Below are 26,751 nucleotides of genomic sequence, written 5' to 3'. Positions count from 1 at the left end.
GTACAACCTATGCATACTACTTATACCTGTATTATTGTAGATGATAATGAAGTGGATCGGCTCACTGCAGTAGCCTTTGTACGTAAATATCCCTTTCTGAAAATTATCGGAGTATGTACTTCTGCTGATGAAGCACTGTCTCTAGCCCATAGTCAACTGCCAGATGTGCTGTTGCTTGATATTGATATGCCTGGACTTAGCGGCTTGGAATTACGGAAACAGCTATATGAGATTCCAGCATGTATTTTCATCACCGCTTTTCCGGATTATGCAGTGGAAAGTTTCGAGAAGCAGGCGTTGGATTTCCTGGTGAAACCTTTACGTACCGAACGATTTGCTCAAACCATGGAGCGGCTCGAGTACTACCTGACTATACGGAAAAAAGCCTGTTTGCTGGATAATGCTTTAGGTGCTGATACTATCTTTATCAAAGATGGTTATAAACAGGTGAAAATTAACCTTCATGAGATAGTATATCTGGAGGCATTGAAAGACTATACAAACCTTGTAACACAGAACCGTAAATATTGTGTACTATCGTCATTGAGTGCCTTGCTGAAAGAGAAAAACTTTCAATCATTTCTGCGCATTCACCGGAGTTATGCTGTTCAGCAACATTACATCAGCAAGGTGACGAGTTCGATTGTAGAGATTAATCAGATACAACTCCCTATTGGCAGAAGGTATAAGGATTCGTTAACCCATTTATACAAATAAAATGGCAAAAGTACTGGCTTGTTTCCTTTTTCTGTGGGTAGTAACACTTGGCATGACACAGGTAGCTATTCAATCAGAAACAGATTCCTTGATTAGTCTTCTCTCAAAACCGCTGGATGATACACTCAAAGCCCGAACCTACAAGAAAATAGCCGAGCAGTACAGTGTGTCTGACCTTACGAAAGCAATGGCGTATGCTCATCAAGGATTGGATCATGTAACAAGGATGAAGTGGAAGAAAGGGATTGCTGTATTTTACACTATCCTTGGCGGGTTGCACAATGAAAAAGGAGAGTATACGGAGGCACTGACCTATTTGCAGAAAGCCTATACAATTCATAATGCCAACCAGGATCAGTATAACAAAGCAGCTACATTAAATAGCATTGGGTCTACGTATCAACGAAGCTCCCGTTTTCAGCAAGCTATTGATTCTTATATCAAAGCCTTACAGATTGCAGAGCAATTAAAAGACAATTATTTGATATCCCTGTGCCTTGATAATATCGCCATTGTTTACAATAACCAGAATCACTTTGATAAAGCACTGACGTATCATCTTAAATCCCTTCAGTTTATCAGTCCACAAGATACTGCCCGGTTCGCAACCGGATATGCAAGCATTGCCACTACCTATGTAAACAAAAAAGATACTACCAAAGCACACGATTATTATGAAAAAGCACTGACATTATATAAAGAGACAGGGGATAGTATAGGAATTGCCACAGTATATACAAACTTCTCAGTTATTGAAAGTGATTATTATCAGCGAATGAAGTACAAACTCCAGGCTCAGAGAATCTGGAATAAACAAAGTCCGGCGAATACTCTCTCACTCAGCAACATTGGTAACATTGCCATTGAATATCTCCATCTGGCTCAGTCAGATACACTTGCCAGAGTAAAGGCTTCATGTGAAGTGCCTGCTAATCGGGCTGCATTATTACAAAAGGCAGCCCAATACCTTGAATTAGGGATTACCTTAAGCCAGGATGCCAATGATCAGGGAAATCTGGCATTTCTAAGAGGACTACGTGCAGAACTAGCTGCTGAAAAAGGCGATTTCCGCAAAGCGTATACGGATATGCAGTTTTACCACACTATTAATGATAGCCTGTTCTCACAGGAAACGAAGAACCAGATCGCTGAAACAGAAAGTAAATATGAATTAGGAAAGAAAAATGCCGAAATTGCTATCCAACAACTAACTATTGCCAATCAGCAGAAAATACGTCTGGGACTACTGATTGGTATAGGCTTACTGGCAGTAATTGGAGGACTGCTTTACTGGTAAAGCCGTTCCCGTCAGAAAACCAACAAGCTACTACGTAAACTCAATACCGAACTTGATGAGGCTAATAAGATAAAAGCTCGCTTCTTTGCTATTATCAGCCATGATCTGCGTAGCCCTATTGCCAGTCTGATTAACTTTCTGAATCTACAGCAGGAAGCTCCTGACCTGTTATCGCCCGAACAAGCTACACAACACCAGCAGAAAATTACTGAGTCAGCAGAAACACTACTGGAAACAATGGAAACACTGCTACTGTGGAGTAAAGAACAAATGGCAATATTCAAACCTAACATCCAAACAACACGTATAGCTTCTTTATTTGACTACATACAAAAATCGTTTGGGGACACTTTATCTGTACAAGTTACATTCTCCAATCCCGAAAATCTAACTTTGCTGACCGATGAAAATTACCTGCAAACCATTATGTATAATCTGACTTCTAACGCTATCAAGGCGCTTAAGTTAACATCTAATGCAAGCCTGGAATGGAAAGCTTTTCAGGAAAATAACCACACAATCCTTTCGATTACTGACAATGGTCCCGGTATACAAGAAGCCGCTATACAAATACTAACTCAGGAAAGTCCAGTCTTCAATACCAGACAGGGATTAGGCTTACATTTGGTACGAGATTTAGCTAAAGCTATTCAGTGTCCACTGATTGTACAAACAAAACCTATGGTTGGTACCACTATCTATTTATATCGCACTTAAAAAAGATAGTAGTAATCAACAAAATTAATTTGACACTATACGTCTGTGTTCATTTGACAATAAAAATGAGCAGGACGTATTTTCTTTTTACATACTGTACCCCTTCTTTATGGTCCTTCTTTATGAATAATAATACTACTGTATTTGGATGTTAACTATCTGAAAATGTTGTATCTGTACAAATTATCATATCCGGCTATGGATCATAAACTAGTATCAGGATGGTTTGATAAGGTTAAGATTTTCATAAAAAGAAGGATTATTGGTTGGATTTATTTCACAAAAATGCAAATAGAGTGTTCAGTGTTCTATAGGAAAATTTATATATTTGACAGGCAGAAGCTAAGCTATAAGTTCTTTCTCTTTCCGTTTTTTGTGCATATCCTATAGAATGAGTGATAAACAAGATACCTTTATTGAGCATATTCTTGCAGAAAATGAGCGGCTACAAGCTGCTCTTCGTTTTGCCCAGATTGGCACTTGGGAGCTAGATATAGTAAACAAACAGGTACACTGGGATGAACGCTGTAAGCAACTCTACGGTTTTTCCAAAGAAGATACCGTGACATATGAAGAGGTGCTTACCTACATACATCCCTTGGATGCAGAACGTGTTCGTGAGGCTGTGCAATCAGCGCTTAATCCACAAAGCGATGGGGCGTACGATATACAATTTCGTACAATAGGAGCAGAAGATGGGCAGCTGCGCTGGATTCATTGTAAAGGGCAGACATATTTCAACAAGACAGGCGAAGCGTATCGTTTTACCGGAATTGCACAAAATATAACAGAGCTGATAGAATCCCGGGAACAAGCAGAAACGTCAGATCATTTGGCTGCATTGGCATTGGAGGGAGCCAATGCAGGACGGTTTACAGTTCGGCTTGAAGATAATCATGTGGACCATTCTACTATACTGGCGCATATTCTCACTGGTAATGAACGAATTGTCAATCGGGCAACTTTGGTGGAGCATGTACATCAGGATGATCGTGGTATAAGAGATGAGGCGTATCAACAGGCAGAGAAGACGGGAAAGCTTCGGTATCAGGCTCGTTTTGTCTGGGATGATGGTTCTATACACTGGGTGAGAGTGATAGGACAATATCAGTATGACGCGAATGGAAAACCTTATCAATTTTCGGGAATAGCTCAGAATATAGACCAGGAAGTAGAAGCACGGCTGAAACTGGAAGAAAGTGAGTTGTTTGTACGAAGTGTTATGCAGAATTCTCCAGTAGCTAAGTTGGTGGTTGTTGGTGAGCAGATGACTATCAGTATTGTCAATGACACTATGTTTCAACTTCTTGGTAGAAATGATTCTATCATAGGAAAAACTTTACCAGAGGCATTGCCGGAATTTATTTCCACTCCCTTTATTGATCGGCTCAAGCAAACATTCAAATCAGGAGAAATATTTTATAAGCCGGAAGAGCGGATAGAATTGGTAAGACATGGCGTTCCCTATACCGGCTATTACAATTATATTTATAAACCTCTTCGAAATACAACAGGCGTTATATACGGCGTTCTGGTTACGGCTACAGAGGTGACACAGCAGGTCGTATCCCGCCAGCAGGTTGAAGAAGCTGAATCACTTATGCGTGGAGCGGTAGAACTTGCTCAATTAGGTACCTGGATAGTAGATCCACTAACCGGACAGGTCTTGCATTCCGAACGTATGGCTGAGTGGCTGGGAATCGAAAGTGGAGTAACTCATCTGGATAATGTTTATCCACTTGTTTTTACTCAGGATCAGGAGCGGGTACGGGCAGCCCTTGAGTTAGCATGGAAGCCTGAATCCGGTGGTATATTTGATCTGGAGTACATGATTGTTAATCGTCTAACTTCCAGAAAATACATTATTCATGCCCAGGCTCGTACCACTTTTACTGAAAAAGGAGTACCTATAAAAATGACAGGTACAGCACAGGATGTAACAGCAGATCGTTCATTGCAACTAGCCTTGCAACAACAGGTGCAGCAGAGTACAGAAGAATTGGCTGCCTCTAACGAAGAGCTAGCAGCTGCCAATGAGGAATTGGCCGCTACAAATGAAGAGTTGGCAACAACTAACGAAGAGCTTACCGAGTCGAACGAACTGCTGGCCCGTTCAAATGATAACCTGGAGAAGTTTGCCTACATCGCCAGTCATGATTTACAGGAGCCATTGCGAAAGATTCAATCGTTTGGAGACTTGTTAAAAAAAGAGCATGGAAGTGTTCTGGGCAATGGCTTGCATATATTGGAACGGATGCAATCTGCTGCGAATCGCATGTCAATACTGATAAAAGACTTGCTCACTTTTTCACGTATTGTTCCCAACAAAGAGGTTTTAACTACAGTTTCGTTGAATGAATTATTTACTTCGGTTCTTGCTGAACTTGAATTGCGTATTGAGGAAACCCGTGCTCAAATACAGATAGATCCTCTGCCAGAGATATCCGGAGATGTATCTCAATTAAGTCAACTCTTCCAGAATCTGTTGAGTAATGCACTTAAGTTTCATAAGCAAGGGATTCCGCCTGTCATTCAGGTACATTACAAACAAATTGATTTTTCTGATTTGCCTTTAATTGCTAAAGTATCCCGACAAAGTACAGATTACCACCAGATCGATGTCATAGATAATGGTATTGGCTTTGAACAGGAATATGCAAGTCGCATCTTTCAAATATTTCAACGGTTACATAGTCGGATAGAATATGCGGGTACAGGTATAGGATTGGCAATCTGTGAAAAAGTTGTCATGAATCATGGAGGAGCCATTATAGCTACCAGCGAACCTGGTAAGGGGGCCACTTTTACTGTGTTTCTACCACAAGCTTAGTGAATATATTTTGCTCAAGGTTTTTCAATAAGTTCAGTTCAACAATATTCTGCGTTTCTGCAAATGTATAGAGCAGCGATAGAATGTATATCGCTGCTCACCTAAGGCTGTCTCTCTAGTCTAGATATAGGAAACTAAACAATTTGAGAAACAGCATTTTTAGATGCCTCCCTTTTACTCATCCCAAATAAAAATCTAAGAATATCTATTCGTCTGATTAGCTCATACAAGACAAAGCATCCGACAAAAGTAAACAGTAAAACCAGGATGAACTGAACAGGTGCTGGTATATTCAGTGGGAAGATAAGCAGAGATCCTGTATACAAAACAGCCATGTGCACAATATACACCGGATAGGCAGCCTGGCTTAAATAGCTTAACGTTTTACTTGGATGATTCAGATAGCTGTAGGCAAATCCAAAAACAGAAAATATCCAACAATCTGACTCAAGTACTAACAGATAGCCAGGTACGGTAAATTGTCTGATTCGTATGATAAATAATAAAGTGGCTATAGTCAGAAAAAGTATTTTCCATTTACCCATCATTTGCCAGAAGGAGGAGCCACTGAGAGCAAAGCAAAAACCGAAAAAAAAGGCCCCGAATCCCAAAAAGAATCCATGCCATGTCATAGCATATAACTCGTAAGGCCTGGGATCTACCAGTATAACCTCAGCAATGAATACAGCTATAATAGGGAATAGACCTAATGGTGTACTAAACAATTTTCTCATGCCCTGAACTACTTTGCCATCCTGATTTAGTTGAAGATAAAAGAAGACAGGTGAAAGAATGAACACATACACAAAGATATTACCTAAAAACCACAAATGACCAGGGCTGGGAGAGTAGCTTGACTCCATATGGTAGTAATATTGCCATACATACATATGTAGCGGAACAATCAGGAAAGTACCAACAATAAAGGGGATAAGTATTCGTTTACCCCGTTCTGCCATTAACTCACTCCAGTTTCTGTTACGGAGCGAAAAATATACACCCATGCCAGACACAAAAAATAATAGTGGTATTCTCCATACATTCAGCATTGCCATGGGAATCCATAGTGATTCCCATGTTTTTTCTGTTGTGATAAATCCAATCATCATACCCCAGGATTGAAACCCTATCGCCACATGATACAGTAAAAGCAGTCCTATCGCAATTACCCGTATCCAGTCAATATCATATCTTCTTTCTGCTAGTGTCATAGTTTTAGTAATCAAAAATCTGGTGAATGATCTATTTCAACATGGCGGCAATTTCAGGCCGAGTCTTTTCAATATAGGCATAGTCCAGTTTTAACCCCATGGGCGCCAGCGCCTTACCCATCATATCATAGATTCCTTTTGCATCTTTGAATGGGGTGGCCACCGATTCATAAGCTGTAGCATTAAAGTTGTTTCGGATGGTTTTGTCTGCTCCTTTGTCTAATAGCATCTTCACAATTTCAGGTCGGCAAAAGAAGGCAGCTGTATGAAGAGGAGTAGAGCCATCTTTATTTTTAAAATTCAGATCTGCTCCGGCATCAATCAGCATCTTCGCAGCTTCTGTCTTGCCAAACACTGCAGCTGTAATCAGGGGACTGGATCCTCCAAAAGGATCCTTTTCATTCAGATCTGTACCTGCCTCAATGTGTTGCTGAAGTGCTTTGATATCGTCTTTTACAATAGCTGTATGGATATCAACTTCAGGTGCCTTGGCTCCATTTTTTGAAGCCGCAGATGATTCTTCTTTCTGCTTACAGGCAACCAATACCAATAAAATACATAAGAAAGCGATTTTACTGACTATCTGTAAAGAGTCTGTGGATTGTGTTTTCATTGTTTGAGTGTGTTAAGTATTAGAGATAGGTAATGATACAAAGGTAAGGTGTCGCTACCGGCAGCACTAAATACCTATGCTGACAAAACCATTAAATTTGAAGAATGCTATATAAATTATGACGCATCCATATAAATTATGATGCAACTGATCAATTCAATAGGTAAATTGCTTTCAAAAAAGCTTGTTTCCGTACTTAACTGGGCTTATCGAAGTGCTGTCAGGTATTTGGAGACTTTCTGTCTTTTTACGCTTACAAACCTTCTAGTTATCCGACTATTATGCTGGAAAGCCGATCCATTGACAATGATTTTTTACATCAGATTACTGCTGTTGTAGAAGAGAATATTTCCAATGAGCAGTTTGGAGTAACCGAGCTGGCAGAAGCTATGAATATGAGTCGGTCTAACTTGTTGCGTAAGGTAAAGAAGCTGACTAATCTGTCCGTTAGTCAGTTTATTAGCCAGGTACGCCTCAGACGTGGTATGGAACTATTGCGAAGTTCTTCTTTTAATGTATCTGAAATATCGCATCAGGTAGGGTTTAACAGTACATCCTATTTTATTAAATGCTTTCGTGAATATTATGGCTATCCTCCCGGAGAAGTTGGCAAAAGAGAAGTAGGAGATATGCTGGCCGATCTGGCAGAAGAATTCCAGCCAGTTGAGCAAAATTCCACTAGTTTAAGTCAGTCCAACTGGAAACGAAATGCTTTTATTTTGGGTGGAGCCATACTTGTGATTGTAGTAATTATTGGAGTCGCCAAACGGTATCTTGGGGCTTTTCCCAGATTCGCACAATTGGAAAAATCAATTGCCGTACTGCCTTTTAAAAATGACAGCAATGATTCTACGAATGTCTATTTAATTAATGGACTAATGGAATCAACGCTTACTAACCTTCAAAAGATAAAAGAGCTCCGGGTCATTAGCCGGACCTCCACTGAAAAATACCGTAATAATGCTCGTTCCATTCCTGAAATGGCAAAAGAACTGAACGTAAGCTATTTTATTGAAGGCAGTGGACAGAAGATTGGAGATCAGATTGTATTAAATATCCAGTTAATAGAAGCGGGCAGTGATAAACATTTGTGGGCACGCCAATATAAGAGGGAGACGAAAGACATCTTTGCTTTGCAGCAAGAGATAGCTCAGAATATTGCAGAAGAGATTGAGGCGATCATTACACCTGAAGAGAAAAAACAAATCGAAAAAGTACCTACTGAAGATCTGGAAGCCTATGACTTTTATCTGAAGGCAAAGGATATGCTCTCCCAGGGAACACGGGAAAGTTTGTTGAAGGCCATTCCTTCTTTTAATGAAGCCATCCGCCGTGATCCAAAATTTGCCTTAGCCTATGCTGATGCCGCTATGACCTATTATTATCTGGATCTTTATCAAACGGAAAAGAAGTATGGGGCTGAAATGGGTAGTTATGCAGATAAAGCTTGGCTGTATGACTCAAAGTTAGCTGAAAGTCTGGTTGCGAAAGCCTTATTTTATATGCATAAAGGAGAATATAGGCAGGCTGTACCTTATCTGGAGAAAGCATTGGAGTATAATCCAAACTCAGATCTTGCCATTCATTTCCTGTCAGAGTTATACAATAACTATATTCCTGATACAAACAAATACCTGGAGTATGCGTTGAGAGGAGTTAGGCAAAATGTTCCGTCTCAGGATTCTATTAATACCAGTTACACGTATATGCATCTGAGCAATGCTTTTCTACAGGCTGGTTTTATAGATGAGTCACTTCTGTATATCCGGAAGTCGTTAGACTATTATCCAAAGAATCCATTTGCAAACTGGATTAAGATTGGAGCTATTTTTGCCAAAAATAAGGATATTGTACAGGCTAAACAGCTTTTTAAAAAGGAGTTTGCTCGGGATACCAGTCGATTTTACATCTCCCAAGAACTGGGAAAGGTCAGCTTTCTCATGCGCGATTACAAAGAATCTTACTTATACTACCAGAAATTTCTCGCAACCAAAGATGCGCAACAGTTAGATATTTTTAAAAACGAAAGTATGCGAATAGGAATTGTTTGGGGAAAAATGGGTAAAAAGAAAGAATCAGAAGTTTTTATTAAACAGTTTAAAGAATTTGTAGATGGTAATGAATCGATTTATAAAAATCTGAATCTGGTTGAATATTATGCCTATCAGGGCAATACTACTAAAGCAATTGAGCATCTGAAGCTATTCTCAAAAGAAGAAAATTTTCAGTATTGGGTTCTTTTATTGCCAGATAATCCAGAAGTTGATTCTATTAAAAAACATCCGGAATTCTGGAACATTATGCATGAAATTGAAAATCGTTTCTGGAATAACCATAAAAAGTTGAAAGCTTCACTCGAAGAAAAAGATTTGCTTTAAAAAGATTTTATACTGTAATGATACAAGATAAAATCTTTTTATACTGGCAGATATACACAAAAAATAGCTCCTTGTCCCGGCATACCGTCGGCGGTAATAGTACCTCCATGGTTTTCGACAACACGCTTGCAAATAGATAATCCCACGCCTGTGCCTACAAACTCTTGTTTTCCATGTAGTCGTTGAAATACCTGAAATATCAGATCCTTGTATTGATTGTCAAATCCGATACCCTGGTCATGTACACATATCTGATAAAAGTGCAGCGCATTACCTGTTGGCTTTACCTGAGGATCTAATTGAGATCGTTCAATACGTTGAGAAGTAACCCGAATTACAGGAATCTGGTTTGAAATAGTATACTTTATCGCATTAGACAGTAGATTTTGGAATAACTGAGTTAACTGCAGTTCGTCTCCTTTCAGCTTTGGCAACTCCTCCAGCTCAATCTGTGCCTTGGTTTCCGAAATTTTTTGTTCGAGCGTGGTTAACACATTGTTCATAACAGACTGAAGTGAAACTATTCCAAACGACGGCTGACGAGTCGATACTTGCGAATAGGCCAATAGATCACTAACCAGCTTAGACATACGCTCTCCTGCAGATGACATACGTTCTAGAAGATCCAGACCACTTTCTTCCAACTTATCTACATATTGTTGTTGCAGTAGAGAACTGAATGTCTGAATTTTACGAAGGGGCTCCTGTAAATCGTGTGACGCAACATAGGCAAATTGTTGTAAGCTATCATTGGAACGTTGGAGATCCTGATTGGCCATCAATAATTCCTGTGTACGTTGTTGTACCCGTTCTTCCAGTATGGCTTCCATCTTTTTGAGATCCGTAATATCCCTGGCAATTGCCAGTACCCCCTGTACAGAACCATCAGCTCCAAACTCTGGAACCAAACGTGAATAGTAATGCATGTTACCTTTCACTGACGGAAAATGATTGTAATGGTCGGCTGGTTGTCCGCTATCCAGTACTCGTTGCAAACTTTCCATATAAGGCTCTGCTATATCAGTAGGTTGGCCCATTTCCAGGTTGGTTTTGCCCAATAATGTACTATTCGAAACGCCTGTTTTGGTTTCAAAGGCTTTATTGGCAAAGATCAATCTTCGTTGCTGATCCCAACGTGTAATCACATCTGGTGTGTTTTCAACCAGACTTCTGAACAGTATTTCGCTTTGCTCAACCAATTGCTTCTTTTCTTCTATCTGCTGACGGATTAGCATCTGATCTGTCACTTCTACACTCACATTAATAATACCATAGATCTCACCTGCGGGATCGTAGAGAGGTTTATAGATAAAATCAAAGTATCTGGTTGTAAGAATTCCATCTGTGAGGAGTATGGCAGGTGTTTCATGGCGGAATACAGGATTCCCGGTAAGATATACCTTTTCCAGCAAATCAAAGAATTCCTGACCTTCCAGTTCGGGCATAGCCTCTCGAAAGGGTTTGCCTATAATTGAAGCATCCTTACTGATAATCTGAAGCATCGGATTGTTAATCGTTTCAACAATCTGAGACCTTCCACGAAATATCATGGTTGCAACAGGTGTATCCTGTACCAAACTCCGAAAATACTGCTCACTATCCCAACGGATCTGTCGGGTAGTTACTTGCTCCGTAATATCCTGTGCTATTCCGGAAATTCTATAAGCTATCACTTGCTCATCCGCTTGTGACTTGGTAAAATAAGCTTGCCCCTGACAATGCAACCAGTGTAATTGTCCGTTGGAAGAATCTGTGATACGAAATTCAATGCTGTATTTTCCATCTGTATCTGTGTTCATTGCTTTAGTAAAAGCCTCTCGTACCTGTGACCAATCCTGGGGATGTACATGTTGCCACAATCTTTCATAGTCTACTTTGTCTTCTTGAGAGAATCCATACAATTCTTTGCATCTGTCATCCAGATAGATTTTTTTCTGTATCAAGTCTATATCCCAAGTGCCAATTCCTGCTGCTTGCAAAGAGAATCTTAGTCGTTTATATTCTGTAGAGTCATCTTCAGAAAACTGGTATGCATTCATCGAATAAAAGTATAATTTCCAGGGTATACAGCTGAATTCGCCTGTATAGCGTTATTGCTTAGTGTCTATAAAAGTTAAGTATAAAAGATAATGCCCTTCTGTATGATAGTATGTAATTGATTGTGAGTTCTATAGGAAGAATAGTGCGATTGGAAAATAAAGAATAGATATTTTACTAAAAAGCTTAAAAACGGGCCGTGCTTTTTATCTGGACCAGTTCTTTACTACTAGACCGAAGTAGAAAAGAGTAAAGAGTTGGGCAAGAATATGGACAAATAATATGATTTTATCGAATGGTCTTACTCAAAAACCGGATGCTGACAATAGTACCAGTAACCCAGAATGTAGTAAAGTTGCTGTTTTAGCTCATTATAATTGCAGCTTTTCTGAAAAAATCCCTGAATGGTTGTTTCTGTATAAGCCTGATGGACAAGTGTGTCGCTGATAGAGGTGGACCAAAAAATAAAAGGAGTGCATTTGGCTTTTAGCACTGGATCCTGATCAATCTGTTTTTTGAATTCAATGCCGTTAATCATAGGCATATTAATGTCACAGATAAGGATAAAAGGGTGGACAGTTGCCTGTTGCAGATAATCTAACGCTTCTATCGGGGTAGAAAAATAGATAACTTTATCTGCAAGATTCAATTCTTTAAGAATTCTGGTTAAAATAAGTTGATCATCTTCATCATCTTCAATGATAAGAATAGGTCCTGATAGATTAATCTGAGTATATAACATACAGGTAAGTGGGTAAAAATTATACACTGAAAAAGTTATTCCTAATGTTATATTATAAATACCTGTAAATAGTTCTTGTGTTTGTTCTTAAATTGGAAAAACTATTTTCTTGTTTCTCTCCAACTTTTGCGGGTCTAAAGATAGATTGTGTTGTATACTAAGTGAAAAATATCCGCAAATTTTAGTTCTCTGTCAATTCTCATAAATATAGATAATGTCTAGACTTTGACAAATAATGTGTTTGAAAATCAATACTATTTGTTTAGAAAAGTAAAACAGTCTTCTTTGGAAGTTGAATCTTTGAAAAGTTTATCCATATATTCTCTAGGTCACTCATCGGGTGAGTAGTGGAGTTTGTCTGCTTTTTTAAGAAATTAGAAGAATAAATTCCTGGTCAGACTTACCAATTAGCTCGTAGATGAATATACACAAAAGAGTAGTAGAGTATGATGTTTCTTCCTGGCCGGTCAGACCGGAAACTGTTTGTGGCTTTATTGGCATTGTGGATTTGTTTTTTGCCTGGGTATGCGCAGATGTCTGTTCTACATACGGATTCTTTGGTCATACAAACTCATATTCCTGCTGTCACAGTACAGAATCAGAATCCTATTATTTCTAGCGGTGCCAGTACCTATGGAATTCCTACACATCAGCAATATTTTCAGACTATTGCAGTCACTTTTGGTTTAATTTCATGTATGCTGTTGGCGGCCTTTCTGGGGTTATTCTGGTATAGAAGAGATTATCAGCCGCCATTATACTTTGCCTTCGTTTGTTTGCTTTCTGTAGGAGAAATTATAACTAATAATGAAGAATTTATTCTTTTATTTGTTTCTATAAGTCTTCAAAATGTAGTACGCCTCAATTATTTGTTTTTTGCATTAATTGTTTTTGCTTTTGCATCACACATTCGTTCCGCTTTTCCTCGTTTACTTCCCCAATGGTTTTACCTGACTATTGGTCTGGTGTGTTCACCTGTAGCTGTTTTGGCATTAGTTAGCCCACTAGAATTACTATATGGAATTTTTCAAGGCTTTAGTTTATTTACATTAATTGTTACTATATACAGCTGGGGTCTACTAGTTGGAGCATGGAGACAAAAGGTAACAGATAGTCGGGAGTACTTGCTGGGTTTTAGTGCAGTCCTCTTGGCTTTTGTGAATGACTGGGGAAGAGAATTAGGACTTCTACACATAGGGCCTTTTTTGCCACTAGGACTTTTTATTTTTGTGGCACTCATGGCTTTTGCATTATCCCGTGGTACTGTTCGTACATTGCATCGACTCAAAATGATCAGTCAGTTACGTTATGAACAAAATCATCAGCTCAAACATCTCAATCAGGAGTTGGATCGGTTTGTGTATCAGACCTCTCATGATCTTCGGGCACCTATTGCTTCATTGATGAGCTTACTAGAGTTAATTCGACAGGAATCTGAAGAGAGTCAACTAAATAATGAACAGCTTCACCTCTATATGGACTTGGGACAAAAAGTGCTGAAGAAGCAGGATAAAGTCATTGCCGAAATTTTGAAATATTCACTGAATCGGCGTTTGCAGCTACAAACGCAGACAATTGACTGGGAACAACAAATTGCTGATGTTGTTTCTGGTATGAAAAAAATACATCCTATTAACGATACTATTATTATACAGACTAACTATCAGATATCCGGCCACTTTGTTACAGATCCGGATCGGGTAGAATTGATTTTATCACATCTGATAGATAATGCGATCCGTTACCGGAATTATAGCCAGGAAAGGTCCATTGTGGATATTAAGGTTATCAGTAGCTCATTCGAAACATTGATTGAAATTCGGGATAATGGGATCGGAATTGCAAAGCAATACCAGACTCGTGTCTTTGATATGTTTTTCCGGGCTTCCGAACGATCCGAAGGGGCTGGTTTGGGATTATACCTGGCTGCTCAGGCTGTAGATAAACTGAAAGGGACTATTGGGCTGGAGTCACTGGAAAATCAAGGTAGTTGTTTTCGGGTCCGGTTACCCAATCTGGAACGACATTGATTACTATTACTATCAAGTTTCTTACTACTTTGTCAGAAGCTTGATAGTAATAGGATGGTTGTCTAATGCAAATTCAACAGGATTTATCCCATAGAAGGCTTTACCTTGGAGACATGACCATTACTTAGTGGTGTACTTTGTCGGTTCAAAGCATCCGAGGCCTGCTCAATCCATTGATTTACTTTCTCCGTACCAATCACTGAAGCTAAAGCAGCTCCTACGCCTACAGCACCCAAAATAGATAAAAGTGCTTTGTTATTTTTTGCGAAGGGCTTAATGCTTTTCCATAAAGAATTTTTATTCTTCTTCTTTTTTTTCTTTGCCATTGTTTTATATCAGATAATAGTAACGAATTGTTAAGTGTTTATCTGAAATAGGCAAAAAACCCATGCCTAAGGATTACTGTGTAACTAAGGGTGTGATTTCTGTCTAGTATAGGATAATGATTAACTCTCCACAGGTTGTGCAGGATAATGGATTTTGGCAGCAGCTACACAGGCATCAATAAGTTCATCCATCTTCTCATAATCAAAAGGCAGATGATGGATGGCTCCTGCATCAAATAATAAATTACCAATTGCTAGTTTAATCTGATACTCAATAGAATTATTGGCCTGCCACTCCTTTACCAGTATGTCATAAGAGAAGATGTGAGAGCGGATAATAGCATCTATTTCCAGCGATAACTCGATAGTTAGCTTTATCTTGTTGCTTTTCTGACTGAACGCTGACTGCCAGTGTTGAGTTAGCAGTTCATAGAAAACACTGGCAGCTGGATTTCCGTCAACACTGTCGGAATCAAAACTGATAAACATATTTTTATAATAGTAAAAGCCATTTTTTTAGAAGAGACTATTGGGAGAGGTTTGTTTGCTCATACAAGATAGTGATAATTTTCTGGATTATCAGGTACAAGAAAATAGGGCAGTACTGCTATCTGTAAGATTTGGAGGTGTGAGAGAAAATGTATCAGGTTAACAGCTAAAAACAGTGAAATTTCTGTTTTTGTTTAGATGCCTTAGACTTGAAAAGATAGAGGTATATATTTATTCGGGTAATATGTGTTTTTAAGCCTGTGCTGTTAGAATAGGGCTATCTTTAGTATAGAAAGGTTCTTTTTGCCCCATTATGGGTGTTTTAAAAAGATCTGAGGTAGTTGAAGTTTTCAATAATCATACAAATTGCCGGATAGTGAACTTTAAGTATAGCAACTTGTATGGCAACGTGGAAAAAGAACAATAGAAAATAGAAAAAAATGAAAGATGTAGTAAAACCAGAAATAAAAGTAGCTATACCTAAATACATAATCATATTCGGACGAAAAGCCGATAAAGTAGAACCAATAAAAAACTGAAAAGAGAGTGTTTAAGATACTGTTACCTTTTTGATTGATTTTTCAGGTAAGAGGATACTGATTTGGGTACCCTGGTTTGGCTGGGAATGTACATTCACAGTGCCGCTCAGTAACACAACTCTATTTTGAATACTAGATAAGCCAATCCCCTTTCCGTTTGCCATTTCTCGTTCTACTTCAAACCCAATTCCATTGTCTTTCACTTGAATAAAGATGTCAGTACCGTTTCGGGTGATTTTCACCAGAGCCATACGGGCTCTGGAATGTTTGAGAATATTATTGATCAGTTCCTGGACGATTCGAAAGATAGCCATTTCCAGGTTTTGTTCAAGTCGTTGATTGAATCCTCTGTAGTCTAGCGTAACTGTCAGATCAGGCGAAGATACTTTGCTACATACTGCATTGAGAGCATATTCCAGACCAAAGTCTTTAATCACTGTAGGAACCAGATCATGAGAGATACTTCGGGTGAGCTCTATGCCTTCTACCAGAAAGTTGTCCACTGTATTCAATGCTTTGGCTACTTCTTTTTGTTTTGAAGTATCCAGCAATGAATGTAATACTTGCAAATTGAGCTTAGCCGCATACAATACCTGAGCCAGTCCGTTGTGTAAGGATTCTCCAATGCGGATTCTTTCCTGCTCCTGTGCATTGAGAATAGCATTCATAAGTTCCTGTTGCTGGGTGAGTTTTAACTGCATGGTTTCTCGCTCCATACTTTTTCGTTCTGTAAGATCTATCACCCCCAGCAAGCATTGTACTGTATTGTTTGTGTCTTTGATCTGCCATCCCTCCAACCGTACTTCTGAGACTTTTCCTGTTTTGTGTGTTAAACCTACTTCACAGAATTGTTTCTCCGTGGTTTCAAATACCTGTTGGATAAAAGTATAAAAGGTCTTGCCTGAATCAAAAGTAAGCAGACTCCGAAAAGGCTTTTTTATAAGAGACGATAAACGACGCCCACTTAGGAGAGAGCCCATATGGTTTGCCTTTAAAATGATTCCATATTGATCCAATGTAAAATACCCAATGGGTGCCGATTCATAGAGTAAGGCATATTCATTTCTGGATTGTTCTGCTTCCATGCGTGAACGCATTAACTCTTCGTTTTGAATCTCCAGTTCTATCTGATGCACATGTAATTCATGAATCAACTGTTTGATATGCTCATTATCAGGTTGTTTCGCTATGAAGTTATCTTGTTCATGCAACATCTTTTCTGCCAGCATACGCAATTGTGCAAATTTTGATTCTTCATCTGACTCTCTCATACAAGATCTCCTCACATATAGTTATGGCTCAAGAAAGCCAAAAGTATTTTTGTATAGAACTAAATATAGAATGTTTGTTATGAATATTTTAATATTGAACCGCCTCTTCAATAGAAATTACAATTAATTCAGCAGATGTTTCCTCTTGTACAATCCGATGACTGTTAATTACAATATTTTTAGTACCTACTCCATCGAAAGTGTAATTCAACACCTGATTGTTAAACTGCGTTTCGTGACGGGGCAATTCTTCCAATAATTCCCGCAATTCCGGAATACTTAGCACACCATTACCTATAGTAAATATCACCTGTCCGGAAACTTGTGGCTCGGAAAGCGAAAACAACTGCAAAAAACTATAATTCACTGAGACAATCCGGAAGCTGCTATCCAATACTACCATCGGGTGTCGAATGGTTTGCACAATATTTTCAGCCAGACCGATTGCTGCCTTTTCCAGTTGTTTCAGTGTCGAAATATCAATAAAAGAAATAACTACGCCACCAATGAAATTATCCAACGTGCGGTATGGATTGATTCGCATGGCATACCATTGTCCATTTTTAGCCTCAACCTGTAATTCTTTGGGTTGCAACAGATCCAGTACCTCTTTGGCATCACGGGTGATATGGTTGTAATTAAGATTAGTACTAATGTGAGTTACCGGACGGCCAATGTCCGATTGTATCAGATTGACTATCTTGGTTGCTCGGTTTGTGAACCGCTTGATTTCCAGCTTTTGATTGAGAAAGATAGTGGCAATGTCAGAGCTGTTAAGCAGATTGGCCATATCATTGTTAATCTCAGTCAATTCATCTGTCTTGGCTCTAAACTCCATATTGACGGTAAGCAGTTCTTCATTCAGAGCCTGTGTTTCTTCTTTCGCTGTATTGGCTTCTTCATTGGTAGACTTAAGTTCTTCTACGGAAGTTTCCATTTCTTCAATGGTATGCTGCAAATGTTCTTTGGTAAACCGAAGCTCTTTTTCCAGTTCCGCTATAAGGCGATCTTTCTCTGTATCAGTAGAACCATTCCTGTTTATTGTCCGGGTCTTTTTTACCTGAGGCAAATCCTCAAAAACGACCAGTAGCAGACCCTTCATTTCCAGAGGTTGTTCAATGGGGTCTACCTTTAACCGAATTAAACTAAAGCTGCCATTGGTTTTTACACGTACTTCATTGATAACCACAGGTTCTTGCTGGGTATAAGCACGAAGCACTGCATTACGCAATTCAAAACCAAGTCCTTCACGCGCCATGTCAAACACATTCATAGCCATCTGTCCCGGATATAATTCCAGGTATTTGCCGGTACGGCCATTGACATAGAGGATAGTACCATTTTCATCAATCAATACTGCCGGAGGCGTATGTTTTTCCAGCAGCAGTTTACGGGTCAGATCAGTCAGGAAACTAGGTTGCCGACTAGGCTGTTTCTTCTGTGCAGGCAATGTGATAGGGAGTTTGGGTAGAATAGTAGTATTGGGAAACTCTGCTATTTTATTGATAGAGGAAGTATTATCCCGTCGTCTGTATAGCTTCCATTTTACGTCAACAGAGACAAACAGATCTTCATGCCCACTGATTGTTTCCGAAGGGCCCAGAAATAAAACGCCTCCCGGATTGAGCGTATAATGAAACATCGGTAATAGCTTTTTCTGAAGCTCCTGTGTAAAATAGATTAGCACATTGCGGCAGCAAAGTAGATCAAGCTTTGTAAAGGATGCATCCTTGAGGAGATTATGTTCAGCAAAGATGACCATTTCCCGAATTTCCTGAACAATCTGGTATTGATCATCTTTTTTTATAAACCATCTGTCGAGCCTGTCGGAAGACATGTCATTGCTGATGTTAGCCATATACAATCCGCTTCGAGCTTTTTTAATGGCATCTGCATCCAGATCTGTGGCATAGATCTGTACTTTAAAGTTAGGCCTGATTTTGAGTTTGTTGATACATTCACGTATTAGAATTGCTATGGAATAAGCCTCTTCCCCGGTGGAGCAGCCTACAATCCATACTCGAAATGCATCATTCTTCCCTTTCTTTTTAAGCAACTCTGGTAAAATGCGTTCTTCCAGTGCCATAAAGCCAGGTGCATCACGAAAAAATTTTGTTACCCCGATGAGCAATTCTTTAAAAAGATTTTCGGTTTCAGTAGTGTGTTCCTGCAAAAAACGGACGTATTCTTCCAAATCAAAGATTTGATTGGTTTGCATACGACGCTCCATTCGGCGCATGATGGTGTTGCGTTTGTACAAAGAAAAATCATGGCCAGTCTGAGAACGCAACAATATAAAGACCTTCTGCAGGGCAACAGCCATTTTTTTGTCTGTGCTCTGGTGTTTTTTCTCTAGCTTTTTCGAAGGATATTTGATGTAATCTATGAGTTTTCCTGCCATTTCTGCAGGTGAAACGATATAATCAGGTGTTCCTGTTTGGATTATACTTCGGGGCATACTATCATACGTGGCAGTGGCTGGATCCTGCACAATGACCAGTCCAATGCTTTCTTTTATAAAACGAGCTCCCAGTTCGCCATCTGAACCCATTCCAGAAAAAATGATACAAGCAGCTTTCTCACCCCAGTCCTCGGCCAGACTTTGTAAAAAGTTATCGATAGGCATACGGAACCCCCGTGGTTTGGAAGGTTTAAGAAGCAATAGCTGGCCATTCATTATAGCCAGATCTTTATTCTCCGGGATTACATATACATGATTGGGATGTACTTCCATACCGTCTTCAATGTTCCTTACAGGCATTAGTGTGCAACGTTGAAGTAGATCTGGTAACAAACTTTCGTGATTAGGGTCAAGGTGTTTGACAAGCACAAAAGCAATACCACTGTCAGGAGGAACGTTTTGAAGAAACTCTTCGATGGCTTCCAGTGACCCTGCCGAACCACCCATACCTACAATAGTAAACCGCCTGTTTTTGGTTAATGGACCTATTGACGTATCCTCTGGTAGTTCTTTAGTGTCGGAACTTATTGTATCAGTATTTTCTTTCTGGGTTTGCTTCTTGACATTCTCTTTCATCAATATAAAAAAAACTATTGTGTATATGCTAAGGAAGTTATCTTACAGATTAAACAAGCAATAAGGCATTATTTTTTATGTATATGTTAATTACTTTAGAAAGATATACTATTCTGACAAGGTAAAAATACCACGTCAAAAACTCTGTCATAATGATATACTGTATAGCAATTACTATAAATAGAGGTAATGCATTAGACAGCATTTCATTTTTAGAAATTACACTGTATTTCAGAAACTTATTTTGACTATAACAGGCATTTTATGAAAAAACGACAGCTAATTCGTGCAGAGTTAACAAATATTGCCTAAAAACAGAAACAATTGCACCAAAAAATCCTAATACCTGAGTCAGTTGTACTTCTTATATAAAGAAGACACTTTTGAAACAACAGACACTTCGTTTTTTACTATTTTTTTCACTACTGACTAGTATCACATTATGAACAGACATGATATTGTTGTTATTGGGACATCAGCAGGCGGTCTGGAAACTCTCATCACACTAATTACTCCATTAGAAAAGAACCTACCTGCTGCCATCTTTATTGTGCTGCATTTATCTGCTGCCTCTTCTGCAGAAAGTATTGTATCTACCCTTCAAAAGTACACCATACTCCCATGCAAGGTTGCTGAGGCAGATGAATCTATAACCTATGGAACTATTTATCTGGCACCAGCAGATTGTCATCTGATACTAACAGACAATCACATTCGTCTGACCAAAGGACCACGTGAAAACGGATTTCGTCCCTCCATTGATACATTGTTCCGTTCCGCAGCAGCTTATCATGGTTCCAGAACGATTGGAGTTATTCTAACCGGAATGTTATATGATGGTATTGTAGGAATGGATGCTATACGACGTAGCAAAGGGATCACGATTGTTCAGGACCCTTCTGAGGCTACCTATCGGGACATGCCTGGAAATGTTTTGCTTCAGATGGAAGTGAACTATAATGTACCTGCAGTGGAGATAGGTATTTTAGTTAACGAACTTGTATATCGGCAGGTAGAAAAACATCCAATTCCGGATGATATAAAAGCTGAGGCCGCCATTGTAGAAAGAATTACAACTTCCACTGAAAATGTAGAAGAGCTTGGCGAACGGTCTGCATTTATCTGTCCGGATTGTGGAGGTCCATTGTCGCAGATGAAACATGGCAATGTAGTTCGCTTTCGTTGCCATTCAGGTCATGCCTATGTTGCGCAAACTCTTCTGGAGGACAAAGACAGACAACTGGAAGAGACTTTATGGATGGCGATGCGAATTCTGGAGGAGCGGAAAAATATGCTTATTTCTATGGTCAATCAGATCGAGGTCAGTACTGCTGTACAAGCCATTTACGAAGAAAAGATTGAGGAAGTAGATGAGTATGTAAATCGTATCAAGAGGGTAATTATGCAGGATATAAGTACACATGAAGTATTGCGGAAACAAACAGAAGAATAGTTATTTTCTTTAGTGTGCTTATACTTTTCATTTTTAAGGAAAAGATCTTGGCTCGATAGCGAAGGCCTGTTCGAGCCGAGATTTGAAATGCTCTGCATCAGTAAAGAGAAATATTTTTTGAGGAAGATACTAGATGCTATCTATTCCTCTTTGTTACGTTAAATACCTGTTTTGGTAATTGCGTATTTATCCTCTTTTATACATAAATCCCAAGTATGAACTTTGTAGAGTCCTTACTAAGAGTAGGTAAGGAAACAGTACTGGTTTATAATCTACTACACAGATATGTAAAATGGGCAGAAAGAGAGATAAATGGCCAGATACACAAACATTTCATAAAGGACATAAGGTTTATGTATATATCAGCATAAATGGGTTTACGAAAAAGCCTCTCTGATTCAGAGGGGCTTTTTTATCTGTTTCTGATTACAGGGAGAGTAATTGTATACTTCCTATATCCCGAATAAAAACGTAAACACACTTACATAGAATAAGAAATGAAATTATTCAGATGGCAGATAAAAATCCAGAGTGTTTATATTTTGATAACAGCCTTATGGCCATTAATAGATATAGAAACTTTTATGATGATAACCGGATATAAAACAGATATCTGGCTGGTAAAAACAGTAGGCGCTCTGCTTATACCTGTTTCGTTAACACTGGGAAGCTTTTTGTTTGTCCATACAGATGCCAGGCCTGCATTCCTGCTTGGGGCATTGACAGCCCTGGCATTTATTTCTGTGGACTTCTATTATTCCCTTACAGATGTAATCTCCAATATCTATATGCTAGATGGTGCAATAGAGATTCTCTTTTTGCTGATCTGGATATATCTGAGTACACAGACTAACAAAAGTAGGTAACTTAGTTTCTCAAGGAGAAAGCATACATTTGAATCAACTTACAACCAGTGAGTCTTTTTCTTCTTTCTTGTTAGCCCATATAGTAAGCCGGCTGCAACTGTTGCAACTAAGACGCCTGTAACAACTTTTTGAATAGCACCCTTTTTGTTGTATTTAAGTTCAGCATTCCATCCTCGTTCTGCAAATATATTCGGAATATGGCCATGTAGCAGATCCGAGGCAATACCTTCCCACACATTGATACGATCTGCCAGTATCAGTGATAGCCAGTGACCCCAGTTGCCCTCACTATATGTAAAGGCATGCCGACGAATAAGGCCACTCAAACCTGATGGAGGAGATGATGTACCAAAAACAGAAGTCAGACCAGGACGTTCATTGGAATGTAGTATCTCCACTTTGCTTGGCTGCTGTGGCGGTTTGGCATACGAAAGGCGTTGGTGGTCATCACCTGTATACTTCTTAATTGGATAGGTTGGTTCATTTTCCGGATCAGCATCTATTCCCCATCCCTTGATATGAGAATAGTCTTCAGGTTTTTTTTTCATGATAGCTCAGGTTTATGGTTCGTGTTAGGCTCTTGCGGAAGGAGGTATAAGTATTGTCTTGATACAGTTGTCAAGCTTGCGGGAAAAAATATGATAGGCATCCGATACTTCTTCCAATGGTACACGATGGGTGATAATTTCTTTCGGATTGAGTCGTCCGGCACGTATATGTTCTATAAGCTTTGGTAACAGCCGTTTCACAGAGGCTTGATTGGCCCGGATGGTAATCCCTTTGTTGACCACATTGCCAATCGGAATCAAATTACCTGTAGGACCATATACACCCACAATGGACACAATACCGCCTTTTTTGACAGAGTTAATGGCCCAGTGCAGAGCTGTTGCAGAACCTGCCTGGAGCAATGTTTTTCTACCTGTTATGGTTTGGAGTGTACTACCTGCTGCTTCACAGCCTACCGCATCAATGCATACATCCGCACCAAAATAATCCGTTGTCTTTTTCAAAAATAGTACTGGATCAGATAATGAACGGAAGTTATAGGCTTCACATTGAGCAAATCTTTGGGCAAATTCCAATCGATACTCCAGCTGATCAATGATAATCACCCGACCTGCTCCGAAAAGCCATGCACATTTTGCTGCCATAATGCCAACAGGTCCGGCTCCAAAGACTACCACTGTATCCCCCTCTTTAATACCACCCATCTCTGCAGCCTGATAACCAGTTGGAACTACATCTGTAAGCAGAACAGCATCATCCAGGTCCAGATCCGGAGGAATTACCATTGGACCTACATCCGCAAATGGAACACGTACATATTCTGCCTGTCCGCCATCAAAGCCACCAGCTGTATGAGAATACCCAAAAATACCACCTACTGCAGTAGCTTCCGGATTGGACTCATGGCAGTTTCCATATAATTCCTGTTTACAGAAAGGACATACACCACAGGCAATATTAAAGGGTACCAATACATGATCTCCGACCTTCAGGTTTTTAATGGAGGAACCGACTTCGACGACTTCTCCTGTAAATTCATGGCCAAAGGTTGTTCCTACACGGGTATCTGGCACAAGACCATGGTATAAATGCAGATCAGAACCGCATATACACGACCGGGTAACCCGAACGATTGCATCTTCAGGATGCTCAATGACGGGATCAGGTTTGTTGCGGTCAGCACGGACCCGAAAAGGGCCCCGAAAATTCATAGCAATCATAGGAAGTAACTAGTTGAGGTATATAATTGAATAAACTACAGTATTACAGCCTGTAAACGAATTGGTTATAAGCTTTTAGGCTGCTTTAACTTTCGCATAAAGGCGATAAAAAATGTACCTTTATCGGATGATTTTTTGAAAAGTTCTCCTTTGCCTCAATTAGAAAGGCTTTAACAAATCAGAAAATAGCTTGTATTCTGTTTTCGTTAGGTTTAATAATTACTTCTACACGTAGAGAAAGGCGGTATAGGATGATCTAGGTGATATATGCTCTTGTTATAGCCGAAATGGAGTCTATACGCTCAAGTTTTCTATTCAGTGATGAGATGTGTCAAATACTCAATTTTAAAAACACGTATTTCTATCAGAAAGCTACGTATTAATTCTAGACCTGGAATTTGTAAAGATGGGGAACAGGTGGGAGGTTTATCTACAGAAGAAGGTCCTGAAGTATAAAATCTGGTATATAAAAAAGAGGATCTTGCGAAAGAGCGGCAATTCATAGAGATAGAATTGCAGTTTTATGAAAGCTGATTTTCCAAAAATACCAGATAATTTTGTGTGTAGATGAGTTCAAGCTTACCAGCATAAGTATTCAAATAAAGACCACCATTAATTTTCATATCTTTATAGAGTTCCAAGCGTTGAGAAATGTCTGCAAGGGTTCTTCTCAGATACGCACTTCTGATAGTATCGAGTCTATCAGATAGTTGCTGTTCAATATGATGGATCTTATGGTGTATTTTTTCCTCCAAAACTACCTTATCAGACAGACCAAAACCTTTCATATCTTTTACAATAATCTCAAACATATCAAGAAGATTTTCGTCATAAAGTGAATCTTCTTGATAGGTAGTAAACCATACCAGATTGTCCTTGAACCGAAGGTTGGGAAATGGCGTAGAATACATTATTTTCTGTTCAGAAAAGCTGGTAGACGAGAATATAATTCCATCGTATTGGTGCATACGCAGAGCTTCTGTAAATAACTGGGGAATGACATATTCTTCACAGAAGGCACTACCATTCTCACGTCTGGGAAACGTACAGACATGGGATAAGATCAGTTTGCGAAAACAACCAGCCAAATCAGTAATCAGTGTCTTTTTCTGTTTCAGAGGTGGTTTTGGGTTTGGATCTGTAAGAGAGGCAATCTGCTCATTGACTTCATTAAAAAGTAAATTGGTAATATTAAATAATTTGGGTTGTCTGGAATGGATTTGATTTAAATCCATTGGATGGAAGGCAAAGGATGCTACATAGGGTTCATGTGTGTTTAGGTCTGACTGATTAAACTCAAAATAGATGTCTGCAATACTGGCTCCCAGATACAAGAAAGGAATTCCGGAAAAGCTAAAACGCTGATTCTTTACTTTGTGTCGTGTGTTGTAAGGTATATGATAAAACTTTTTCTTACCTATACCTTTTAGGTCAGTACCTCGGAAAAACAAGCTTAGATTCAATATATCTTCTTCAAATAACAAATTGTATCGTTCCAGAAGGTCCTGATATTTGAGAGTCGATAGAAAATGCTTTCCCCGTAAAAATAGGAAATAACCGTCAATGACTTCCTCAAAAATCTGTTTTGCCACTGGCTCTTCTTTCTGGATGGTTTCACACACCAGTGTAAGCCACTCATTCACAGATTTGTTTTTTCGCAGAGAGCTGGGCAGATAATGAGTAGGAGAGTCAGGTTTACATTTTCGTAAGTATTGAAAAAATTGTGTCTTATATTCCTTTATAACATGCTCAAACCGATCATTGCCTTTTCGGGCTTTTTGTTTTAGCTGGTAGTGAAATTCATCAGTGATAAAATCATATACATGCATAGCAGGACCTTTAAAAACGATATAGGCAGAAACCTTAATCAGCTATATAAGCTGTCTGCAGGTTAAGTTTTTCAATGGACAGTTTCAAAAAATACTCGCATAAGAGTGAGATATAGCAAACTGATAAAAACTGATTCTCGAAGTATATTTGTTCTGTCTATCAGCTTTTGACTACGTTAAATACTCAATTTTAAAAACAGGTATTTATACTGGCTAGAGTGGAATGCATGGGTTTGTGTATAGTGAGGAAAATTTTGTAGAATTGTAGAATAACCGCCTAAAAGACTTAGATTCTGATAGAGCCATATTGAATGCTGTAAAAGGTCTGAAAGCCCTAAACTTCGGGACCGATGTTGGCAAATAGGGAGAATTTACAAAAAGATATCCCGACCTGGCTATATATTCCACAGCAGTACATTGTCTCTTATCCTACTATAACACCTCAGTCATTGAGCAGACTATGAAAGATACGAGACTCTTGAATATAAGGCAGGTTACAATAAGCATATGGATTCTGATGACTGGAAAATCAGATAAAAAAAGCAGTCAGTATAGAAAAAACTCATTTCAAGGCTTTATCATTTGATAGTGACTTTCTACTTTTAAGGCCTTTGAAGTGATCAGTGACTTCTATTGGGT

General features: G+C 39.0%; 19 protein-coding genes. 8 read left to right on the top strand and 11 right to left on the bottom strand.

Annotation, left to right across the window (positions count from 1 at the left end; genetic code table 11):
* Positions 1-9: 9 nt before the first annotated feature.
* The 4 genes from QNI15_RS23285 to QNI15_RS23270 all read left to right on the top strand — a co-directional run bounded on the left by QNI15_RS23285 (position 10) and on the right by QNI15_RS23270 (position 5,561).
* Positions 10-717, top strand: coding sequence for a LytR/AlgR family response regulator transcription factor (locus QNI15_RS23285; protein WP_314033823.1), 708 nt, complete (start codon positions 10-12; stop codon positions 715-717).
* A 1-nt stretch (position 718) separates the two neighbouring features.
* On the top strand, positions 719-2,014 hold the full coding sequence (locus QNI15_RS23280) for a tetratricopeptide repeat protein (protein WP_314033821.1): 1,296 nt from the start codon (positions 719-721) through the stop codon (positions 2,012-2,014).
* A 69-nt stretch (positions 2,015-2,083) separates the two neighbouring features.
* On the top strand, positions 2,084-2,731 hold the full coding sequence (locus QNI15_RS23275) for a sensor histidine kinase (protein WP_314033919.1): 648 nt from the start codon (positions 2,084-2,086) through the stop codon (positions 2,729-2,731).
* A 391-nt stretch (positions 2,732-3,122) separates the two neighbouring features.
* Positions 3,123-5,561, top strand: a complete 2,439-nt coding sequence (locus QNI15_RS23270) for a PAS domain-containing protein (protein ID WP_314033819.1) — start codon at positions 3,123-3,125, stop codon at positions 5,559-5,561.
* A 134-nt stretch (positions 5,562-5,695) separates the two neighbouring features.
* Here the strand turns inward: QNI15_RS23270 and QNI15_RS23265 are convergent, their stop codons facing one another.
* Together QNI15_RS23265 and QNI15_RS23260 are read right to left on the bottom strand one after the other, a co-directional pair.
* A complete protein-coding gene (locus tag QNI15_RS23265) occupies positions 5,696-6,772 on the bottom strand; it encodes an acyltransferase family protein (protein ID WP_314033817.1) in 1,077 nt (358 codons plus the stop codon).
* A gap of 31 nt (positions 6,773-6,803) precedes the next feature.
* Positions 6,804-7,385, bottom strand: coding sequence for an ankyrin repeat domain-containing protein (locus QNI15_RS23260; RefSeq protein ID WP_313995137.1), 582 nt, complete (start codon positions 7,383-7,385; stop codon positions 6,804-6,806).
* Positions 7,386-7,666: 281 nt separating this feature from the next.
* Here QNI15_RS23260 and QNI15_RS23255 point away from each other — a divergent pair, with 281 nt between their 5' ends.
* Entirely contained in the window at positions 7,667-9,763 is a 2,097-nt protein-coding gene (locus QNI15_RS23255) for a helix-turn-helix domain-containing protein (RefSeq protein ID WP_314033815.1), read from the top strand.
* 38 nt (positions 9,764-9,801) lie between these two features.
* On the opposite strand, the gene QNI15_RS23250 is transcribed toward QNI15_RS23255, so the two are convergent.
* On the bottom strand, positions 9,802-11,802 hold the full coding sequence (locus tag QNI15_RS23250) for a PAS domain-containing sensor histidine kinase (RefSeq protein ID WP_314033812.1): 2,001 nt from the start codon (positions 11,800-11,802) through the stop codon (positions 9,802-9,804).
* Between the two features lie 299 nt (positions 11,803-12,101).
* Entirely contained in the window at positions 12,102-12,542 is a 441-nt protein-coding gene (locus QNI15_RS23245; protein WP_314033809.1) for a response regulator, read from the bottom strand.
* 446 nt (positions 12,543-12,988) lie between these two features.
* Between QNI15_RS23245 and QNI15_RS23240 the strand changes: the two genes are divergently transcribed.
* The gene (locus QNI15_RS23240) at positions 12,989-14,572 is read left to right on the top strand and encodes a sensor histidine kinase (RefSeq protein WP_314033806.1); all 1,584 of its coding nucleotides are present in this window, start codon (positions 12,989-12,991) and stop codon (positions 14,570-14,572) included.
* An 83-nt stretch (positions 14,573-14,655) separates the two neighbouring features.
* Here QNI15_RS23240 and QNI15_RS23235 read toward each other — a convergent pair whose 3' ends face one another.
* The 4 genes from QNI15_RS23235 to QNI15_RS23220 all read right to left on the bottom strand — a co-directional run bounded on the left by QNI15_RS23235 (position 14,656) and on the right by QNI15_RS23220 (position 20,234).
* Entirely contained in the window at positions 14,656-14,898 is a 243-nt protein-coding gene (locus tag QNI15_RS23235; RefSeq protein ID WP_313995122.1) for a hypothetical protein, read from the bottom strand.
* Positions 14,899-15,018: 120 nt separating this feature from the next.
* The gene (locus QNI15_RS23230) at positions 15,019-15,387 is read right to left on the bottom strand and encodes a hypothetical protein (protein WP_313995119.1); all 369 of its coding nucleotides are present in this window, start codon (positions 15,385-15,387) and stop codon (positions 15,019-15,021) included.
* 550 nt (positions 15,388-15,937) lie between these two features.
* Complete coding sequence (locus QNI15_RS23225; protein WP_314033805.1) at positions 15,938-17,197, bottom strand: PAS domain-containing sensor histidine kinase; 1,260 nt, start codon at positions 17,195-17,197, stop codon at positions 15,938-15,940.
* 88 nt (positions 17,198-17,285) lie between these two features.
* The gene (locus QNI15_RS23220) at positions 17,286-20,234 is read right to left on the bottom strand and encodes a CheR family methyltransferase (protein WP_314033803.1); all 2,949 of its coding nucleotides are present in this window, start codon (positions 20,232-20,234) and stop codon (positions 17,286-17,288) included.
* 442 nt (positions 20,235-20,676) lie between these two features.
* Here QNI15_RS23220 and QNI15_RS23215 point away from each other — a divergent pair, with 442 nt between their 5' ends.
* Positions 20,677-21,687 (top strand): chemotaxis protein CheB, encoded by a 1,011-nt coding sequence (locus QNI15_RS23215; RefSeq protein ID WP_314033801.1) that lies wholly within the window; start codon positions 20,677-20,679, stop codon positions 21,685-21,687.
* 584 nt (positions 21,688-22,271) lie between these two features.
* Positions 22,272-22,553, top strand: coding sequence for a hypothetical protein (locus tag QNI15_RS23210; protein ID WP_314033799.1), 282 nt, complete (start codon positions 22,272-22,274; stop codon positions 22,551-22,553).
* Between the two features lie 38 nt (positions 22,554-22,591).
* Here QNI15_RS23210 and QNI15_RS23205 read toward each other — a convergent pair whose 3' ends face one another.
* The 3 genes from QNI15_RS23205 to QNI15_RS23195 all read right to left on the bottom strand — a co-directional run bounded on the left by QNI15_RS23205 (position 22,592) and on the right by QNI15_RS23195 (position 26,112).
* Positions 22,592-23,101 (bottom strand): hypothetical protein, encoded by a 510-nt coding sequence (locus QNI15_RS23205; protein ID WP_313995104.1) that lies wholly within the window; start codon positions 23,099-23,101, stop codon positions 22,592-22,594.
* 24 nt (positions 23,102-23,125) lie between these two features.
* The gene (locus QNI15_RS23200) at positions 23,126-24,283 is read right to left on the bottom strand and encodes a zinc-dependent alcohol dehydrogenase (protein WP_313995101.1); all 1,158 of its coding nucleotides are present in this window, start codon (positions 24,281-24,283) and stop codon (positions 23,126-23,128) included.
* Positions 24,284-24,804: 521 nt separating this feature from the next.
* A complete protein-coding gene (locus QNI15_RS23195) occupies positions 24,805-26,112 on the bottom strand; it encodes a hypothetical protein (protein WP_314033797.1) in 1,308 nt (435 codons plus the stop codon).
* Positions 26,113-26,751: the final 639 nt, after the last annotated feature.

It is taken from the genome of Xanthocytophaga flava, assembly GCF_030068545.1.
In the GTDB taxonomy this organism is placed as follows: Bacteria; Bacteroidota; Bacteroidia; order Cytophagales; family 172606-1; genus Xanthocytophaga; species Xanthocytophaga flava.
This window is presented reverse-complemented; position numbering and strand designations above follow the sequence as displayed.

What these genes read in the sequence shown, in the direction of transcription:
- QNI15_RS23285 (WP_314033823.1), top strand. Translation starts at nt 10, where the DNA reads ATGCATACTACTTATACCTGTATTATTGTAGATGATAATGAAGTGGAT.
- QNI15_RS23280 (WP_314033821.1), top strand. Translation starts at nt 719, where the DNA reads ATGGCAAAAGTACTGGCTTGTTTCCTTTTTCTGTGGGTAGTAACACTT.
- QNI15_RS23270 (WP_314033819.1), top strand. Translation starts at nt 3,123, where the DNA reads ATGAGTGATAAACAAGATACCTTTATTGAGCATATTCTTGCAGAAAAT.
- QNI15_RS23265 (WP_314033817.1), bottom strand. Translation starts at nt 6,772, where the DNA reads ATGACACTAGCAGAAAGAAGATATGATATTGACTGGATACGGGTAATT.
- QNI15_RS23260 (WP_313995137.1), bottom strand. Translation starts at nt 7,385, where the DNA reads ATGAAAACACAATCCACAGACTCTTTACAGATAGTCAGTAAAATCGCT.
- QNI15_RS23255 (WP_314033815.1), top strand. Translation starts at nt 7,667, where the DNA reads ATGCTGGAAAGCCGATCCATTGACAATGATTTTTTACATCAGATTACT.
- QNI15_RS23250 (WP_314033812.1), bottom strand. Translation starts at nt 11,802, where the DNA reads ATGAATGCATACCAGTTTTCTGAAGATGACTCTACAGAATATAAACGA.
- QNI15_RS23245 (WP_314033809.1), bottom strand. Translation starts at nt 12,542, where the DNA reads ATGTTATATACTCAGATTAATCTATCAGGACCTATTCTTATCATTGAA.
- QNI15_RS23240 (WP_314033806.1), top strand. Translation starts at nt 12,989, where the DNA reads ATGATGTTTCTTCCTGGCCGGTCAGACCGGAAACTGTTTGTGGCTTTA.
- QNI15_RS23235 (WP_313995122.1), bottom strand. Translation starts at nt 14,898, where the DNA reads ATGGCAAAGAAAAAAAAGAAGAAGAATAAAAATTCTTTATGGAAAAGC.
- QNI15_RS23230 (WP_313995119.1), bottom strand. Translation starts at nt 15,387, where the DNA reads ATGTTTATCAGTTTTGATTCCGACAGTGTTGACGGAAATCCAGCTGCC.
- QNI15_RS23225 (WP_314033805.1), bottom strand. Translation starts at nt 17,197, where the DNA reads ATGAGAGAGTCAGATGAAGAATCAAAATTTGCACAATTGCGTATGCTG.
- QNI15_RS23220 (WP_314033803.1), bottom strand. Translation starts at nt 20,234, where the DNA reads ATGAAAGAGAATGTCAAGAAGCAAACCCAGAAAGAAAATACTGATACA.
- QNI15_RS23215 (WP_314033801.1), top strand. Translation starts at nt 20,677, where the DNA reads ATGAACAGACATGATATTGTTGTTATTGGGACATCAGCAGGCGGTCTG.
- QNI15_RS23210 (WP_314033799.1), top strand. Translation starts at nt 22,272, where the DNA reads ATGATGATAACCGGATATAAAACAGATATCTGGCTGGTAAAAACAGTA.
- QNI15_RS23205 (WP_313995104.1), bottom strand. Translation starts at nt 23,101, where the DNA reads ATGAAAAAAAAACCTGAAGACTATTCTCATATCAAGGGATGGGGAATA.
- QNI15_RS23200 (WP_313995101.1), bottom strand. Translation starts at nt 24,283, where the DNA reads ATGATTGCTATGAATTTTCGGGGCCCTTTTCGGGTCCGTGCTGACCGC.
- QNI15_RS23195 (WP_314033797.1), bottom strand. Translation starts at nt 26,112, where the DNA reads ATGCATGTATATGATTTTATCACTGATGAATTTCACTACCAGCTAAAA.